The following is a 17,050-nucleotide window of genomic DNA, read 5'->3' as shown; positions in this document are numbered from 1 at the left end:
CTTTCAAATGAGAATTCTTCACACCGCCGATTGGCATTTAGGTCGATCACTTGAGGGAAGAAGTAGATTAGAAGAACAAGCACAATTCTTGGATGAACTTGTAAAAATTGTCGAGGAAGAAAAAATCGATGTTGTGCTAATGGCTGGAGATGCCTTCGATACAGTGAATCCACCAGCTGCAGCTGAAAGCTTATTCTATGAAAGTATTTCTCGTTTATCAAATGGGGGTAAGAGACCCATATCAATTATTGCAGGAAACCATGATAATCCTGATCGCTTGTCAGCAGCATCACCACTTGCACACGGTCAGGGAATTCAATTACTGGGCTTGCCAACGATGGATGTCCAAACCATCTATGTACCCTCTACAAATGAAACTCTTAAACTAGCAGCATTACCATACCCGTCTGAGTCACGATTGGCTGAAGTACTATCTGAATCTCATGAAGAATTAATGCTTCGCGATAAATATGACCAACGGATTCAAGGGATCTTTGAACAAATGAGTAAAGCTTTCACACCTGAAACGATTAATATCGCAATGAGTCATATCTATGTGACAGGTGGCAGTAGTACTGATTCTGAGCGACCAATTGAAGTTGGCGGAGCGTACACTGTTGCAGCCACAAGCCTTCCGGAATCAGCACAATATGTTGCATTAGGGCATTTGCATCGCCCGCAAATGGTATCAAGAGCGAAAACCATGGCAAGATATTCAGGTTCACCATTAGCCTATAGTTTCTCAGAAGCTGGTTATGCGAAGTCAGTCACAATTTTAGACGCAAAACCAGGCCAGCCGGTTGAAATGTCTGAGGTATTTTTATCAAGTGGAAGGCCACTTGTAAGATGGAAGGCAAAAGAAGGGCTTGCTCAAGTATACAGTTGGCTTGATGAAGGCAAGGATGCAAATGCATGGATTGACCTTGAAATTCATGTAACAAATGCGTTATCAATCGAAGAGATTCATAGATTGCGTAAGTATCATAGTGGCCTGATCCATATTCGGCCAGTATTTGAAGAACTTGAAAAAGATAAACTGGAACGGACAGTAAGTACGAATACCCCAATCGATGAACTTTTTGCACGTTTTTATGAAAAACAAACTGGTGGGGCTAAACCAGAGCCTGAACTTACCCGATTGTTTTTAGAACTCATAACCGAAGACGAAGATGAGGAAGGTGACGAAGCATGAAACCAATTACACTCACAGTAGCGGGACTTCATAGCTTCCGAGAGAAACAAACTGTTGATTTTGGCTCCCTTTGTGAAGGTGGAGTTTTTGGGATATTTGGTCCGACTGGAAGTGGAAAGTCCTCAATCCTTGATGCTATGACACTCGCCTTGTACGGAAAGGTGGAGCGCGCATCGAATAATACCCATGGGATTCTGAATCATGCAGAAAATCAGCTTCATGTTTCTTTTATATTTGAACTTGAAAATGCCAAAGGAACAAAGCGATATATGATTGAACGTAGCTTTAAACGTCAGGACGACTTAAAGGTCAAATCTTCAGTGAGTCGGATCATTGAAGTAGGTGAGGAATCTGTTGTCCTAGCTGATAAAATTGGTGAGGTCAATCAGTGCGTACAGGATTTATTAGGCTTGACGATTGATGACTTTACAAGAGCAGTCGTGTTACCACAAGGAAAATTCTCTGAATTTTTATCACTAAAGGGTGCGGACCGTAGACAAATGCTTCAGCGTCTATTCAATCTTGAACAATATGGGGACAAGCTTAATAAAAAGTTAAAGAATAAGCTCACGACAGCAAAAAACGAATTGAACGAAGTAACAGCTGAGCAGGCTGGTCTAGGGGATGCTTCAACAGAAGCAATTAAAGCTGCAGAACAAGAGCTAAAAGAAACAGAGGTCCTTCTTAATAAACGTCAAAACGAAGTTAATAAGATAGATGCTGATTTTGAAAAAAGTAAAAATATATGGCAATGGCAGCTGGAAAAGAGTGCTCTATCGCAAAAATTAGTTGAAATTGAACAAGAAAAACCGCAAATTCTTCAGCTAGAAGAAAAACGGAAGAACTCAGAAACAGCTGCTCTTATCCTGCCATATCTTGAGGAATACGAAACGGCGAAGGATGCTTTCGAAAAAGCAACTGTTCGTTATCAATCCCTACAAACCCAGTTAACGGCAAAAAAAGAGGAAAATGAAATCAATGCTAATGAATATCATCAGGCACGTCAGGAAAAGACTGAAAAGCTACCGTATTATCTAACCAAGAAACAGAAACTTTCAGATGCAATCATTGTTCAGGAAAGAGCAATCGGTCTTGAAAAGGAAGTAAATGAACTACAACAAAAGGTGAATAACTTACAATCACTTGTACGTGAAAAACAAAATCAGATTGAAGTGATCACAGTTTCCATTAACTCAGACTCAGAAATGCAAAAAGAACGGAGAGAAAAACTGTCTCAGTTAACTGTTTCAGCGGATGTTCGTGATGAGCTTCAAAAAGCGAATCAACTAAAACAATCCATTATGTTTTCCACTGAAAACCTTAAGGATCAACAGACGGAATTGGAAAAGAGTCGCGTTCAGCTTGAGCAAACGCAAGAAAAGCTACATTCTCAAAATGAGACCCTTGCCCAAGCTAAACACAAAATGGAAACCATCTTTATAAAAAATGCATCAACATATGAAACGGTATGTGAACGGGATAGAGAATGCGATAAAGTGATAGGATTTGCTGAGGTTAAATTATCTAGGCTCAAACAAGAATTAGAGGAGAGCCGTAGAAATAATCTTGCTATCAGACTGGCTAGTCAGCTTCAATCTGGGCAACCATGTCCAGTCTGTGGATCTACCCATCACCCAAATCCAGTTATTCATGAGGATCATGGAGATGCCTTAGAAACACAAATTGAAAAATTGACAAATGAGATCGCGACAGCACGTAATGTGAAACAGGAGTTTTCTACATTAAAAATTAAACTTGAACAAATTTCTGGGGGGCTTGTACAAGAATATCCGGGTGAAATGACTATCCCTCCAAAAGCTAGTATGGTCGTAAACGATCTGGAAATGGAGGATGTCACCGAAAAACTACAATTTCTACTTGTCGAACAAAAATCATTACATCAGGATTACTTAAAGATTCAAGAAACAGGAAGAAAAGTGATCCAAGAGATTCGAGCGGTCATGCAAAAAGTAAGTCAGCTTGAACAGACCATATCAATGAGCACGAAATCCTATAATGAACTGGAAGTGCGTGTTGCGAGTTTACAAGAAAAAATGAAGGAACAGTTCATGAATTGGAAGCGAACTTTCCCGCAACTTGATTTTGAAACAGTTGAAGCAAAGCTTGGAGAAATCTCGAATAATGATAAGTTGGCACAAAGTCTTTCTGTTGAAATCGAAAATGCAAATAATGTATTAGAACGAAAAGAACAGGAAAAGAAGAAATATCAGGATGACTGTAATACCATTGATCGCCAAATTGTTGAAATCAATTCAACCTTAAAGGGTAAACTCGAGGCATTAACAGAGGCACATGAAAAGCTATCAAAAGAAGTTGGGGACAACAACATCAAGCAGCTAATGGCTGAAACCGAGCAAATGGTAAAAAAGCTTGAAGAAACTGAGAGTATCGCGTATGAAGCATGGCAAATGGTCCAATCACAATGTCAAAAACTCGAAAACGAAACCCATGCCGCCTTACAGGCCGTACAAGACGGTAAGCTTCGAAGTGAAAAAGCAACAGCAAAATGGACAGATGTGCTTGAGACTACAAGTTTTAATACAATTTCCGATGTGAAGGAATCACTTCTCTCCAAACATGTGCAGGAAGAGCTACAAAAACAAATCGAGACGTTTTGGGATCGTTTCAAGCAAATCCAAACTGATTTGCAAAAAGTAAATGATTTACTTAATGGTGAAGAACTAACAAAAGAAAAATGGGAAGAAATCCAAATAATTCGTACCGAAATGAGAGAGATGCTAAATCAAGCAGTAGAAGCGAAAGGAGCTGCGTTAAAGGCTCTCCAAGTGCTTTTAGATAAACATGAGCGTTTCAACGAGCTTGAAGATAGACGAATTGAGTTAGATAAATTAGTAGAACAATACAATAAGCTACAATCCGTATTCAAAGGAAATAGCTTCGTAGAATATATTGCCGAAGAACAACTCGTTCAAGTAAGTCATGATGCTACAGAACGACTTGGTATTTTAACAAGGCAGCGTTATGCTGTTGAAGTTGATTCGCAGGGTGGATTTATTATGAGGGATGATGCAAATGGTGGTGTTAGACGACCTGTGACAACCCTTTCCGGTGGAGAAACGTTCTTAACATCATTGGCGTTGGCATTATCACTATCTGCTCAAATCCAGCTAAGGGGAGAATATCCATTACAATTCTTCTTCCTAGACGAAGGTTTCGGAACACTGGACGCCGATCTATTGGATACGGTTGTATCTGCACTCGAAAAACTTCACTCAAAACAGTTAGCAGTAGGCGTCATTAGCCATGTCCAGGAATTAAGGGCAAGATTGCCAAAACGTCTAATTGTTGAACCAGCAGAGCCTTCGGGCAGAGGAACGCTTATTAAATTAGAAACTTTATAGAAATATGAAAAAGGCCAGAAATGGCCTTTTTCTTCTGAATAATGCAAGTAGTAGCCGGCACAGTCGTAGGCAAAATATATTCATTTGGCCGTTGCGGTATACAATTTATCGAAAAACGATGTGGAGGTATACCGAAACGAGCTTAATCGATATAGCATTTATCGTAAAACGAAGTGGAGGTATACCGAAACGAGCTTAATCGATATACCATTTATCGAAAAACGATGTAGAGTTATACCGAAAAGAGCCTAATCGATATAGCATTAATCGTAAAACAATATGGCAGTATACCGAATAGAGCCTAATCGATATAGCATTTATCGAAAAACGAGATGGAGTTATCCCGAATAGAGCCTAATCGATATACCACTTATCGAAAAACGATGTGTAGTTATACCGGATAGAGCTTAATCGATATAGCATTTATCGTAAAACGATGAGGAGTTATCCCGAATAAAGCCTAATCGATATACCACTTATCGAAAAACGATGAGGAGTTATCCCGAATAGAGCCTAATCGATATAGCATTTATCGAAAAACAATATGGCAGTATACCGAATAAAGCTTAATCGATATAGCATTTATCGTAAAACAATATGGCAGTATACCGAATAAAGCCTAATCGATATAGCATTTATCGAAAAACGAGATGAAGTTATACCGAAAAGAGCTTAATCCATATAGCATTTATCGTAACACGATGAGGAGGTATACCGAATAGAGCCTAATCGATATAGCACTTATCGAAAAACGATGAGGAGTTATACCGAAAAGAGCTTAATCGATATAGCATTTATCGAAAAACGATGAGGAGTTATACCGAATAGAGCCAAATCGATATACCACTTATCGAAAAACGATGAGGAGTTATACCGAAAAGAGCTTAATCGATATAGCATTTATCGAAAAACGATGAGGAGTTATACCGATTAGAGCCAAATCGATATAGCATTTATCGAAAAACAATATGGCAGTATACCGAATAAAGCATAAGCTTAAGAATCTAGCCATCGCATCGTGTTAAAATTACTTACTGTTAGTATTTTTCTACGCATTCTTTTTAATGAGTTGGTCTGCAAAATCTTCATCATTTGTATTTGTAGCATTCAAACCGTTATTTGTGCAGATAAAGTCACCTGTATTAAACGAGCCAGAGCCTGAATATGTCTTGCCTGTGCTCTTTGGTGAAACATAGAAGGAGTCCCCGAAATTCACGACTCCACCACCGACACTATTTATTTTGATTGGTCCTACTATTGAGGGCATATCGCGTCATCCTTTTAAGTGTACAATTTAATTATTCATACTATTACTTTATGAAAAACTAGGTATTTCGTTACCTGTTCGTTTTTGATTTGTCATCAAGGAGCTTTCGAATATGCTTTACCTTTGATTCAGTGTGAATGGTTTCCGTTGAACCAATTTGCATAACGGCAGCCGACGAAACCCCATTGACCTTTATGGAATCTACCTTGATAACTGGGTTTTGATTAAATACCTCCATATTAACGGTTTCGGTCACTTTTACTTTCGGAAGTTCCCTTGAAAAAATAGGATATTGTGAAAAATCCCCTTCATTTGTGAAAAAAAGTGGAACCTCTCTTTGTACCGCAAGTGCCTGAGAAACAGGGGTGATTTTTTTTGAGTCTCCAATTTCTAAAATACTACTAAAAGATACAGAATTGACATAAATAAGGTCAACAACGGATATTCTATACATGGACATCAACCTTGTGGTGCTAATGGAACGTATGGTCCAATAATCAGTGATTCCGGTGGAGTATCAAAGGCAGATGCCATTGATATTGTTTTAGCGTCCCCGATAATAAAAACAGATGAAGTGGATACTCCAACGATTTCAATATTCCCAACATGGATTTCTTTATTTACAACCGTAAAGTTCATGTATCTTGACCTTCTTTCAAATTATCTGGAAGATTATTCAGATAAGCTGTGATTGAATTTTGAATATCCATTTTTATTCTGTCAACAATGGCTGAATATACCTCATGTATTCGTGTAGGATCTTGGAGTTCATCTTGCTTTTGTTCTAAATAAAAAATAATCCGTTCATTGATTTGCTTACGAATATCCTCCACAACAAACTGGACATGCTCGTCAGGGATTGAAGTCCTTTGTTGGTTTAACTTACTTTGGATATAAACCGAGCAATCATTACTTAAGTATTCATCAATTTCATTCTCAATTTCACCAACTAAGTCTTTATGGGTATGTCGGACGTCAGGTTTATTCATCTTACTTTGTGAAACTGCAAAGTCTTCAATTTGTTCTCCGTTCATAGGGTTTAGTCCGATATTTAATGTACCTTCCAACGTTTCAACCTTAAGTTGATCAAATTTGTATTCAATTTTTTCTATATGAGTTGTTGGCTTATTCTTGATTTCTTTAAGTTCTCCCTGGATGAGCTGCAGTGTCTCTTCTAATTGTGAGATTCGTTGATTCTGTTGTTCGATATAGTAATGAAGGCTTCGAATATAAGAGTTGATGTCATAAGGATAAGTGTACAACGGCATTCACCCTTTCTATAAACAATGATGGTCTATAGTATGCATGAACATTAACATGGGTGAATGCCTATGAAGGAGTTGGTGCAACAAGTGGAACGTTTGGTTTTGAACCAGGTGAGGTTTTAGCTTCGATTTCTGGAGCTGGTTCCGTAAATTCTCCTGTGTTATAAAGGTGAGATGATGGCTTTATCAGACCAGCGCTTCCAATTTGTAATACCGATGAATTACTAACGCTGTTCACACGTAAAGAATGAATACAAATACTTTGGTTAATATAAAAGTTCATGTCCTCATCCCTCCTTAAGCATTCCCAACAATGACATTGTCAATTTTATCTGTATCGTAAGTGTTCGTAACACTTTGATTATTATAGACTCGAAGACCATCCCCGGTATTAAATGAGCCAGCCCCTGCAAAAGTCTTAGCAGTGCTGGTTGGGGAGATTTGAAAGACATCACCAATATTGAAAACACTGCTATTTCCAACACTATTTACTTTTACGGCTCCTACGATTGCTGGCATACAAAAACACCCTTTTACAAAACGAATTTGAAGAATTACGAATAGTGATATCATTGGTCGTATATAAACAGTTTTTTTATTCTATGAGAACTGCCCAGAAGATGTGATTTTTTAACATAAGGTCCATCCTCTGAAGGCTAAAACCAATATTAGAAAATTTTTCTAGTGTTTCCAATTTAGTTCTCTTATAATCGAATATATGTAAAAGTGGTAAGGAGTTGTACGAATGAGTAACGATCGATTAAGTCCCGTATTAGGAGCAGAGCGGATTCACTCAATTGATGTGATAAGAGGGTTAGCAATATTAGGGATATTCTTTGTTAATATGCCATCGTTTTTTGCACCCATTCTCTATTTAAATCCAGCAACATGGTGGACAGGGGAACTCAATCAGTGGACAAATAGTATCATTGATATTTTTGCACAAGCCAGTTTTTATACTTTATTTTCATTTCTTTTTGGCTTTGGTTTTATTTTGTTTAAGGAAAGAGCAGTTGCTAAAGGTTATTCATTTTATCCGTTGATTTCAAGAAGATTAATTGTGCTATTACTATTTGGATGTTTACATGCATTCTTTGTTTGGCACGGTGATATTTTAATCACGTATGCTGTAATTGGCGCAATTTTACTATTATTCCATAAAGCAAAGCCGATTACCTTACTTATTTGGGCATTAGTCCTAATCTTTGTACCAAATGTCGTTCTCGGCGGACTTATGTTTGTAGCGGTCTTGTTTGAACCAGGATTAAATGCCGTTATGTATAATGAACAGCTTGCTTTAAAATCAGCAGAAATTTATGCAACCGGTGGATTTTGGGAGATTACAATTCAAAGATTTCAAGATTGGTATTTCGTGAATAACGTTGCAAGCATTTTTGTAATGATTATTACATTGCTACCAATGTTCCTCCTAGGGTCCTTTATCGCTAAGAAAAAATGGTTTGAAGGCCGTGATCAGGATGTTAAGAAGGTTAAGATTCTTTGGTTGATCTCACTGGTAATTGGGGTTCCAATGAAATTGCTACCCTATTACGCGGCTAAAAATCCGGCAACTGATTATTTACAGGATACAATCGGTGGTCCGAGCACAGCCTTATTATATGCAACGTCGATAGTCCTGTTAATGAGATTACCCGTTTGGAAAATGCTGCTATCTCCACTAGCTCTTGTTGGAAGGCTTTCGCTGAGTAATTATCTGTTCCAATCAATAGTCTGTACCTTATTGTTTTATGGCTATGGTTTTGGATTATATGGCAAGCTACAGCCATTTACAGGTTTCCTTCTAACTATTGGTATTTACATTGTTCAAGTCATCCTAAGTTATTTCTGGTTGAAAAAATTCCGATTCGGTCCATTTGAATGGGTTTGGAGAACATTAACATATGCTAATAAGGTTGATATAAGAAAAAAGGCTATTCGCTAATGCGAATAGTCTTTTCAATTTACCATCTTTAGTTTTTTTTGTTTTGTCTTTTGATAAATATTCAATAATTGATCTAACTCTTGACTACACTTTACTGTCTCCCAAGCAGTAAAGCCGTGCCGATTTGCTAAAACTGTCATTTTTCGGCGTTTTAATTCAATTGCAATCTTCAACATGAACATTTTCATTTCTCCATTTTTTTTTAGTACATTATAATCATGAACGCTTAGACTAAAGTAGTACATACAAGCTTTGTACCATTATTATACCTGCCTTTACAGGGATTAAAACAAGTTCGCTAAAACCTCTTAAAATGTTACAAAAACATACAAAATTCTACAAAAAGTATAGAAAGAGGAATTTCAACATCGAAAATAGAATAAAGTAAAAGACTAAATAAGAGGTGATGAAAATGAGGTTTGTAACAGCTGAAAAGAATGGAAAACAATTTATTGGAATTGTAAACGAGGCGCTTAATCAAGTAATAGATGTAAAAGTTGCAGAGATGAAAATGAATGGCACAACAACTATTCCAGAAACAATGATTGAAGCGATCGTTCAAGGGGAAGAGTGTCTTGAGAGAGTTCGGGAAATTGAATTGTGGGTCCGCGAAAATCCTGATACAGATTGTGTTTATCCCATCGAAGAAATGACATTAAAGGCTCCGATTCCAAGACCGCGCAAAAATATTTTCTGTGTCGGCAAAAATTATGCAGAACACGTCATTGAAATGGGAAGTGCAAAGGATATCCCTGAGCATGTTGTAATGTTCACAAAAACACCAACAACAGTAGTTGGTCCAGAAGAAACTGTACTAAATCATAAACATATCACTGAACAGCTAGATTACGAGGGAGAGTTAGCTATTGTTATTGGCAAAACGGGTCGAGGGATTAGAGAAAGTGAAGCTTCTGACTATGTTTTTGGATATACAATATTAAACGATATAACAGCCCGTGATATTCAATCAAGACATAAACAATTTTTTCTTGGAAAGAGCCTAGATACGACATGTCCAATGGGTCCAGTGCTAGTACATAAGTCGTTGATCCCAAATCCAAGTAATCTGTCCATAAAAACGGAGGTGAATGGGGAGGTTCGTCAGTCAGGTAATACAAGTCAATTGATTTTCCCGATTGAAACGATTATTTCGGTCATTTCACAAGGAATGACGCTGGAAGCTGGAGATATTATTGCTACAGGTACACCATCCGGAGTGGGTAAAGGCTTTAATCCGCCACGCTTCCTAAAAGGTGGAGACGTCATTGAAATTACAATTGACGGCATTGGAACATTGCGAAATAAAATTGAGGAATAATTGAAAGGAATACGATTTCACAAAAAAGACATATTTACTATGTGGATAGTGAAAAAGGATAGATGTAACCTTTTGAAATTCCTGATAAACGTGCTATGATAATCTCTGGAATAAAAAAGAAAAGGAGGAGTAGTACATGACACATGCACATGTTACCTCTTGGGTAGTTGCTATTATTCTATTTGTGATTGCAGCAACAGTTTTAAATAAGGCAGGAAAAGAAAAGTCACAAAAGATTGTTAAAATGACATTACGTTTATTTTATCTATTCATTTTAGCAACTGGTTTACTGCTTTTATTTAGTGTATTTGAGATTGACGGCGAATACATAGGGAAAGCAATCCTTGGCGTATTAACGATTGGATTTATGGAAATGATTTTAGCACGTTCCGGCAAGGGAAAATCAACTGGACTCTTCTGGGTATTGTTTATAATTGTATTAATCTTAACCATTGTGTTAGGAGCAAAACTTCCACTCGGTATGTGGAGTTTCTAAAAATTTTGTGAAAAAGCTACCATTCGGGGTAGCTTTTTCTTTTTTTTCTATGTTTTTCGACAAAATCTATGCTATCTTTATGAATAGATATACATACTTCTTGAGGGAAAAAGAGTGGTGAATCTCATATTGAGAACGAATAGCTTTGTATATAAACAATTGATAGATATCATTGAATTAATAGAGCAACACCAACTTACTACCGAAAAATTTAAAACTATTGAGGCTTTTTATGAAAAAAAAGCTGAGGAAAAGATTACGCGTTTAGCCTTTTATGATACAGACACTGGCTTGCCGAATCGTCAGCATTTTACAAATCAAGTACAAAAATATGTGAAAAGGTTTAAGCAGAAAAAGAAACATAATAAATTTGCTGTGTTATTTATAGATTTAGACCGTTTTAAAATCATTAATGATACAGTGGGACATTATGCAGGGGATATTATATTAAAGGAACTTGCAAATCGGATTAAAGCGTTACTCCCCAATAAGAGTTACCTTGCAAGATTTAGCGGTGATAAATTTACAATTCTAATAACCAATGATGTTGAGGTTGAAAAGATTGTTGACCTTGGACAAAATCTTTTGCATGATATCGCCAAACCAATTATGTATGAAGCACGTGAGTTCTTTTTAACGGGTAGTATTGGGGCTAGTTTTTATCCTAATGATGGTATAACAACTGAAGTGCTCTTTAAGCATGCTGATACCGCGATGAACCTTGCAAAACAGCAAGGGGGAAACAAAATGAAATTCTATCGGGCAGAAATGAATCACCAAGTCATGTATAAGCTTGAGCTTGAAGGTTATTTGCGCAGAGCCCTTGAGAAAAATGAATTTCATTTATGCTACCAGCCCCTTATTGATTTGGCCTCAGGAAGGGTCTATGGCAGTGAAGCTCTCTTAAGATGGGAACATCCAAAGCTTGGACTAGTTTCACCAGGGGAATTCATTCCGTTAGCTGAAGAAACAGGTTTGATTCATGATATCGGCAAATGGGTTTTAACAAAAGCCTGTCGGGAGAATAAAAAATGGCATGATATGGGGTATGATTATTTAACCATTGCCGTTAATGTATCTGCTAATCAGTTTCAACAAATTAGCTTTATCGATGAGGTGAAGGAGGCATTATTAGAAACAGGTCTTTCTCCGGAATTTTTAACACTTGAACTCACAGAAGGTGTGATGCTTCGAAATATCACTCACAGTGTATATGTGATGAAAGAACTGCAAAAGCTCGGTGTAAAGGTGTCTATTGATGATTTTGGAACGGGTTATTCATCTTTAAGTTATTTGAAGGATTTACCAATCAATACTTTGAAAATTGATCGGACCTTTATTAATAATCTGAAGGTCAATACATCTGACATCGCGATCGTTAAGGCGATTATTACGATGGGACATGGTTTATCTGTGAAGGTAGTGGCTGAAGGTGTTGAAACCGATGAACAAATCGAATTACTAAAAGAACTTGATTGCCATTATGCACAAGGATTTTATATCGACAAACCAATGAAAAGTGAAGAATTTGAGAATGGATTAGCTAAACTTAAGGCATTGTAAAAATAAAAAGGGCTGTTCACGGATGAACAGTCCTATTATTATTTGCATAATGTTGAAAGTACCGCTCTTTTTCCATTTGCTAACGTAAATTCAAAACGATCCTTCTTTAATTTTCCTCGTGAAAAGTGATGGTGGACTGATAGAAGCATTTCTGTATTATCAAACATGATAAAATTAACACCCTCATTTTCACCATTGTCTTGTTGGTACATCAATTGATTATGACAATGGATGCAATCATATAATGAAAAGGAAAGTTTATTTAAGGTAGACGTAAAGCGTAAAAACTGATCTTCTGAGAAATTCTCCAAAAGTTCCTTATAAGCTAGGGATAATTTTTTGCGAAAACGAAGGCAGTCCCCATTATCAAGCTTGTAAAAAAAATTATTCATTTGGATAAGGCCATCCTCCACAAAAATGCCTTTTTCCCATTTGTTCAGAGTGAAAACTTCTACTTCCTTCCCAATCATTTCTTCAAGCATAGATGCTTCATCTGTTTCTGCATCAAAGAAGATCCACTGGTCATTTATACATTCGGTCGTTCCCATAATAAAAGAGCGTTTTTGTTCATTTATGCTGCCGAGACGTTGTTGTAAATCCAATGCAAATCCTCCATCCATCATGTGTTATCTATAATAAGTTGTGTTATCCTCTTTTTAGACAAAAAGAAGGAAATTTATAACCAAGGATTTTACCCATAGTTTAGATAATTTCCTTCATAAAAAAACAGCCTGATTCATTCAGGCTGTTATGTTTGCATTCTCGACAGGTGTAACAAATGATTTCTTTTCCCACGCCCGAGAACGCCATCTCCACAGCATTACGATACCACGGAGCCATTCATCCACAATAAAGGAAATCCAAACACCTATTAATCCTAATTCAAAATGAACTCCAAGCACATAGGCAATTGGTACACAAATCCCCCACATCGAAAGAATTCCCATATAAACCGGTAATTTAACATCTCCAGCCGCCCTTAGTGCATTAATAAGGACAAGGTTAAAGGCTCGGCCGGGTTCAAGAATAATGGTTAAAAGAATGAGGACTCCACCGGTTTTTATAATCTCTTGGTTATTTGTAAAGATAGAGAGCAGTGGATCTTTAAAAATTGAAAATATAATAGCCATTGCAGCTGAGATTAAAATGGCGAGCTTTAGACTTTTTATTGCCCTTTGATATGCATCGTTTATCTGCCGGGCTCCGATCATTTGTCCAACTAAAATCTGTGTTCCCTGACTAATCGCAATACTAAATAAAAAAATGAACATCATTAAGTTCTGTGCATATACCTTCGTCGTCAGCGCTTGTGTCCCCATAATTGTAATGAAATAGGTGATAATCATCTGGGATGAATTATAAGAGAGTTGTTCACCGGCAGAAGGTATCCCTATTTTAAGAAGGTTATGGATATGCTGTTTTGGTAAAGTGAACACCTTTTTAAATGGAAGACCATGATCAACTCGTTTGATTAAGAGATAGGTGATAACCAGTAAGCCGACTAATCTACTGACAGAAGTAGAAATAGCAACCCCTTCAACCCCGAGTACTGGAAATCCAAAAGGACCAAAGATAAAAATATAGTTACCAATCACATTAAGGATATTCATCCCAATCGTTACGTACATGGTGTCCCGTGTAAAACCATAGCTTCGTATGACAGCCCCAATCGTCATAATTAGTGCTTGGAGGAAGGAGAATAAACCTACTATTCTCAGATAGCTATCTGCTTCGTCTAGTAATTCAACAGGCAAATCCATTAATAGCAAAAGCTTCTTACTCCAAACAAAAACGATTAGACTTAAAATAAGACCAAATATCAGGTTCGCAATAACTGAGACAACCGAAACTTCGGCAGCGCTTTTTTCATTATCTGCACCAAAATGTTGGGCGACTAAAACGGCAGTACCGGTTGCGATAAAGCCAAACATGACAATAATTAATGATAAGATTTGGTTTGCAACCCCAACAGCCGCAACTGAATTATCAGAATACATACTTAGCATTAATGTATCTGCATTCCCCATTAACATATGTAGAAGTAATTCAATAAAAATTGGCCATGTCAATGCAAACAGTGTTAATTTTTTCGTATGGATTGAAGTTGCCAAGCGGTCCACTCCCTTTGTTTCATAGGTGTAAAACTATATTAGTTTATCACAGTTTAAGGGGGGAAAGGTACGTAATTTTTTTGGGAATAATCCCGAATTTTTTAGATATTAAATTTGTACAAAATTTGAACAAACCGTTGTTATATTTGATTTTTAGGGGGGAAAAGGTTACTTTTAAGTATGATGATTACTAATACGATAGGAGTTAAATGATGAAGAAGAAGTTATACATAGTAGCGTTTCTACTACCATTGTTACTTATGTTAGCCATGCCTGTTGTGGCTGCTGATGATTTTAAGATAGAAGAAAGTATTTATTACATAGTGGTTGATCGGTTTAATAATGGTGACAGCACGAATGATCTTGATGTGGATCGTTCAAATCCAATTGCCTACCATGGAGGAGACATTCAGGGGATTATTGGCCAACTCGATTACATAAAGGATATGGGGTTTACCTCACTATTATTATCTCCTGTTTTTGAAAGTAATTCGAATACATTTTATCCGTATCATGTAACTGACAGACAAGAAATCAATAAGCATTTTGGTACGAAAGATGACTTAAAACAACTTGTAAAAGAAGCACATGAGAAGGATATGAAGATTATTCTAGACCTTGGAATCAATTCAAACGAAGGTCCTCTTGATGGTGAATTAGTACAGACAGCATTAAGCTGGGTTCAAGAAACAGATATTGACGGATATAAAGTAGACCTCACAGAAGGGACTTCACCAAATTATATATCAACATTATCAACAGAGCTTAAATCCCAAAAAGAAAATTTGATCTTAATAGGTGAATCTGCTGGTCTAGATAATCTAAGTGAGTATGAAGCAGCAGGACTTGATTCAGTTTTCAATCCGACACCTTATGAAGGAATCACAAGTTTTAGTGTTCCAGATCAACCTTTTAACAATGTAGAATCCATATGGGATCGGAATCAAGAATTTGAAAATACCAATTCCTTAATTAATTATATGGATTACACAGATACGGTTCGATTTACATATTTGGCAACAGAAGCGAATGAACACCCAGCACCGCGCATAAAGTCAGCATTAACATATTTGTATACAACACCTGGAATTCCTATTGTATTTTATGGGACGGAAATAGCATTAAATGGGAGTGAGCCACCAGACAATCTTGGATTAATGGATTTTCGAACAGACCAAGAGCTTGTGGAATATATAACATTGTTATCAAAGATCCGTTCAGGAGTACCTGCTTTAACAAAGGGATCCGTCGAATTGGTTAAAAATGATGCAGGTTTATTAGTTTTTAAAAGAGAGTTTGAGGGGCAAATAGCGTTTGTGGCGATTAATAATACAACGAAAACTCAAAGCTTTACCCTAACAACCGATCTAGTTGGTGAAGACAAAGAATTAACCGGACTGATTACAGAGGACCTTATCCGTCCAACAGATGGTGAATTTCCTGTTGTTGTAAATCGTGATATCTCAGAGGTATTCGTGGTTCGGGACACGACGAAAATTAATTATACCTTATTCTTTGCTGTTTTTATCGTACCAGTGTTAATGATTGGGTTCATTTATTTAAATAAAAAAAGGAATGGACGCCCAAAACCAGAATAATAAGGAAAGCATCATCCAATCAGCGGATGATGCTTTTTTTATCCGTTAACTATTTCTCCCCCGTTTACGTGAAGGATTTGTCCTGACATATAGGAAGCATCATCACTAGCTAGGAAGATATAGCATGGAGCGACTTCCTCGGGCTGTCCAGGACGTTTCATCGGTGTTGTCGAACCAAATTTCGCAACTTGATCACTTGTAAAGGTAGATGGAATAAGTGGCGTCCAAATCGGTCCTGGAGCTACTCCGTTGACACGGATTCCCTTACCGACCAATTGCATGGAAAGTGACCTTGTAAAAGAGACAACGGCTCCTTTTGTTGCAGAATAATCAACAAGTTGTTCATTCCCTTTATAAGCTGTAACGGATGCTGTATTAATGATTGAACTACCCTGTTTTAAGTGGGGAAGAGCGGCCTTCGTTAAATGAAAATAAGAAAAGATATTGGTTCGGAATGTTTTTTCAAGCTGCTCAGCTGTGATAGCAGAAATACTTTTTTGGGGATGCTGTTCAGCTGCATTATTGACCAAAATATCTAGCTTTCCAAATGTATCAATTGTTTTCTTTACTATTTCCTTACAGAACTCTTCATTCCCAATATCACCAGATAAAAGTAAGCATTTTTGTCCTTCTTCCTCTACTTGGCGCTTTGTTTCCTTAGCATCCTCATGTTCATTTAAATATACGATGACAACATTTGCGCCTTCCTTTGCATAATGAATCGCAACTGCCTTTCCTATTCCACTATCCCCACCTGTAATAATGGCAACTTTATTTGCTAACTTATTGCTGCCTTGATAAGAATGGTCCTCGGAGACAGGTCTTGGTACCATTTCCGTTTCTGTTCCAGGTTGTTGATTTTGATGTTGTGGAGGCAAAATATTCTTCCCTTGACTTTTAGACAAAATAAACACC

Annotated in this window: 17 protein-coding genes; 7 read left to right on the top strand and 10 right to left on the bottom strand. The window is 37.1% G+C overall.

Annotated features, from left to right (window positions below; all coding sequences use genetic code 11):
- The first annotated feature begins 7 nt into the window (after positions 1–7).
- On the top strand, positions 8–1,192 hold the full coding sequence (locus tag CKK03_RS09625) for an exonuclease SbcCD subunit D (RefSeq protein WP_099362375.1): 1,185 nt from the start codon (positions 8–10) through the stop codon (positions 1,190–1,192).
- Positions 1,189–4,575, top strand: coding sequence for an AAA family ATPase (locus CKK03_RS09620; protein WP_099362374.1), 3,387 nt, complete (start codon positions 1,189–1,191; stop codon positions 4,573–4,575). Before CKK03_RS09625 ends, CKK03_RS09620 begins: the two co-directional genes overlap by 4 nt.
- Positions 4,576–5,623: 1,048 nt before the next feature.
- Here CKK03_RS09620 and CKK03_RS09615 read toward each other — a convergent pair.
- The 6 genes from CKK03_RS09615 to CKK03_RS09590 all read right to left on the bottom strand — a co-directional run bounded on the left by CKK03_RS09615 (position 5,624) and on the right by CKK03_RS09590 (position 7,626).
- Positions 5,624–5,842: a spore germination protein gene (locus tag CKK03_RS09615; RefSeq protein WP_099362373.1), complete on the bottom strand. Its 219-nt coding sequence runs from the start codon at positions 5,840–5,842 to the stop codon at positions 5,624–5,626.
- Positions 5,843–5,912: 70 nt separating this feature from the next.
- The gene (locus CKK03_RS09610) at positions 5,913–6,296 is read right to left on the bottom strand and encodes a spore germination protein GerPE (RefSeq protein WP_180271215.1); all 384 of its coding nucleotides are present in this window, start codon (positions 6,294–6,296) and stop codon (positions 5,913–5,915) included.
- 5 nt (positions 6,297–6,301) lie between these two features.
- The gene (locus CKK03_RS09605; RefSeq protein WP_099354282.1) at positions 6,302–6,481 is read right to left on the bottom strand and encodes a spore germination protein GerPD; all 180 of its coding nucleotides are present in this window, start codon (positions 6,479–6,481) and stop codon (positions 6,302–6,304) included.
- Positions 6,478–7,104, bottom strand: a complete 627-nt coding sequence (gene gerPC / locus CKK03_RS09600) for a spore germination protein GerPC (protein WP_180271214.1) — start codon at positions 7,102–7,104, stop codon at positions 6,478–6,480. Before gerPC ends, CKK03_RS09605 begins: the two co-directional genes overlap by 4 nt.
- Before the next feature lie 67 nt (positions 7,105–7,171).
- The gene (locus CKK03_RS09595) at positions 7,172–7,390 is read right to left on the bottom strand and encodes a spore germination protein GerPB (protein ID WP_099362370.1); all 219 of its coding nucleotides are present in this window, start codon (positions 7,388–7,390) and stop codon (positions 7,172–7,174) included.
- A gap of 14 nt (positions 7,391–7,404) precedes the next feature.
- A complete protein-coding gene (locus CKK03_RS09590; protein ID WP_099354279.1) occupies positions 7,405–7,626 on the bottom strand; it encodes a spore germination protein in 222 nt (73 codons plus the stop codon).
- A gap of 226 nt (positions 7,627–7,852) precedes the next feature.
- Between CKK03_RS09590 and CKK03_RS09585 the strand changes: the two genes are divergently transcribed.
- A complete protein-coding gene (locus CKK03_RS09585) occupies positions 7,853–9,049 on the top strand; it encodes a DUF418 domain-containing protein (RefSeq protein ID WP_099362369.1) in 1,197 nt (398 codons plus the stop codon).
- A gap of 14 nt (positions 9,050–9,063) precedes the next feature.
- On the opposite strand, the gene CKK03_RS09580 is transcribed toward CKK03_RS09585, so the two are convergent.
- Positions 9,064–9,231: an aspartyl-phosphate phosphatase Spo0E family protein gene (locus CKK03_RS09580; protein WP_099362368.1), complete on the bottom strand. Its 168-nt coding sequence runs from the start codon at positions 9,229–9,231 to the stop codon at positions 9,064–9,066.
- A gap of 230 nt (positions 9,232–9,461) precedes the next feature.
- Between CKK03_RS09580 and CKK03_RS09575 the strand changes: the two genes are divergently transcribed.
- The 3 genes from CKK03_RS09575 to CKK03_RS09565 all read left to right on the top strand — a co-directional run bounded on the left by CKK03_RS09575 (position 9,462) and on the right by CKK03_RS09565 (position 12,426).
- Positions 9,462–10,367 (top strand): fumarylacetoacetate hydrolase family protein, encoded by a 906-nt coding sequence (locus CKK03_RS09575; RefSeq protein ID WP_099362367.1) that lies wholly within the window; start codon positions 9,462–9,464, stop codon positions 10,365–10,367.
- A gap of 136 nt (positions 10,368–10,503) precedes the next feature.
- The gene (locus tag CKK03_RS09570) at positions 10,504–10,863 is read left to right on the top strand and encodes a YisL family protein (protein WP_099362366.1); all 360 of its coding nucleotides are present in this window, start codon (positions 10,504–10,506) and stop codon (positions 10,861–10,863) included.
- Positions 10,864–10,992: 129 nt separating this feature from the next.
- On the top strand, positions 10,993–12,426 hold the full coding sequence (locus CKK03_RS09565; protein ID WP_342744905.1) for a putative bifunctional diguanylate cyclase/phosphodiesterase: 1,434 nt from the start codon (positions 10,993–10,995) through the stop codon (positions 12,424–12,426).
- 38 nt (positions 12,427–12,464) lie between these two features.
- Here the strand turns inward: CKK03_RS09565 and CKK03_RS09560 are convergent, their stop codons facing one another.
- Together CKK03_RS09560 and CKK03_RS09555 are read right to left on the bottom strand one after the other, a co-directional pair.
- Positions 12,465–13,028 (bottom strand): DUF2777 domain-containing protein, encoded by a 564-nt coding sequence (locus tag CKK03_RS09560; RefSeq protein WP_180271213.1) that lies wholly within the window; start codon positions 13,026–13,028, stop codon positions 12,465–12,467.
- 138 nt (positions 13,029–13,166) lie between these two features.
- Entirely contained in the window at positions 13,167–14,537 is a 1,371-nt protein-coding gene (locus CKK03_RS09555; RefSeq protein WP_099362363.1) for an MATE family efflux transporter, read from the bottom strand.
- 212 nt (positions 14,538–14,749) lie between these two features.
- Between CKK03_RS09555 and CKK03_RS09550 the strand changes: the two genes are divergently transcribed.
- On the top strand, positions 14,750–16,135 hold the full coding sequence (locus CKK03_RS09550; RefSeq protein ID WP_180271212.1) for an alpha-amylase family glycosyl hydrolase: 1,386 nt from the start codon (positions 14,750–14,752) through the stop codon (positions 16,133–16,135).
- Between the two features lie 38 nt (positions 16,136–16,173).
- Here the strand turns inward: CKK03_RS09550 and CKK03_RS09545 are convergent, their stop codons facing one another.
- Complete coding sequence (locus CKK03_RS09545) at positions 16,174–17,040, bottom strand: SDR family oxidoreductase (protein WP_425432852.1); 867 nt, start codon at positions 17,038–17,040, stop codon at positions 16,174–16,176.
- Positions 17,041–17,050 lie beyond the last annotated feature (10 nt).

The sequence above is a fragment of the Fredinandcohnia onubensis genome, from assembly GCF_002734215.1.
Classification (GTDB): Bacteria; Bacillota; Bacilli; order Bacillales; family Bacillaceae_L; genus Ferdinandcohnia; species Ferdinandcohnia onubensis.
This window is presented reverse-complemented; position numbering and strand designations above follow the sequence as displayed.

Bases quoted from the DNA above. Each gene is read 5' to 3' on its own strand.
- CKK03_RS09610 (WP_180271215.1), bottom strand. From the start codon at position 6,296: ATGTATAGAATATCCGTTGTTGACCTTATTTATGTCAATTCTGTATCT.
- CKK03_RS09580 (WP_099362368.1), bottom strand. From the start codon at position 9,231: ATGTTCATGTTGAAGATTGCAATTGAATTAAAACGCCGAAAAATGACA.
- CKK03_RS09570 (WP_099362366.1), top strand. From the start codon at position 10,504: ATGACACATGCACATGTTACCTCTTGGGTAGTTGCTATTATTCTATTT.
- CKK03_RS09615 (WP_099362373.1), bottom strand. From the start codon at position 5,842: ATGCCCTCAATAGTAGGACCAATCAAAATAAATAGTGTCGGTGGTGGA.
- CKK03_RS09590 (WP_099354279.1), bottom strand. From the start codon at position 7,626: ATGCCAGCAATCGTAGGAGCCGTAAAAGTAAATAGTGTTGGAAATAGC.
- CKK03_RS09605 (WP_099354282.1), bottom strand. From the start codon at position 6,481: ATGAACTTTACGGTTGTAAATAAAGAAATCCATGTTGGGAATATTGAA.
- CKK03_RS09595 (WP_099362370.1), bottom strand. From the start codon at position 7,390: ATGAACTTTTATATTAACCAAAGTATTTGTATTCATTCTTTACGTGTG.
- CKK03_RS09585 (WP_099362369.1), top strand. From the start codon at position 7,853: ATGAGTAACGATCGATTAAGTCCCGTATTAGGAGCAGAGCGGATTCAC.
- CKK03_RS09550 (WP_180271212.1), top strand. From the start codon at position 14,750: ATGAAGAAGAAGTTATACATAGTAGCGTTTCTACTACCATTGTTACTT.
- CKK03_RS09625 (WP_099362375.1), top strand. From the start codon at position 8: ATGAGAATTCTTCACACCGCCGATTGGCATTTAGGTCGATCACTTGAG.
- CKK03_RS09575 (WP_099362367.1), top strand. From the start codon at position 9,462: ATGAGGTTTGTAACAGCTGAAAAGAATGGAAAACAATTTATTGGAATT.
- CKK03_RS09620 (WP_099362374.1), top strand. From the start codon at position 1,189: ATGAAACCAATTACACTCACAGTAGCGGGACTTCATAGCTTCCGAGAG.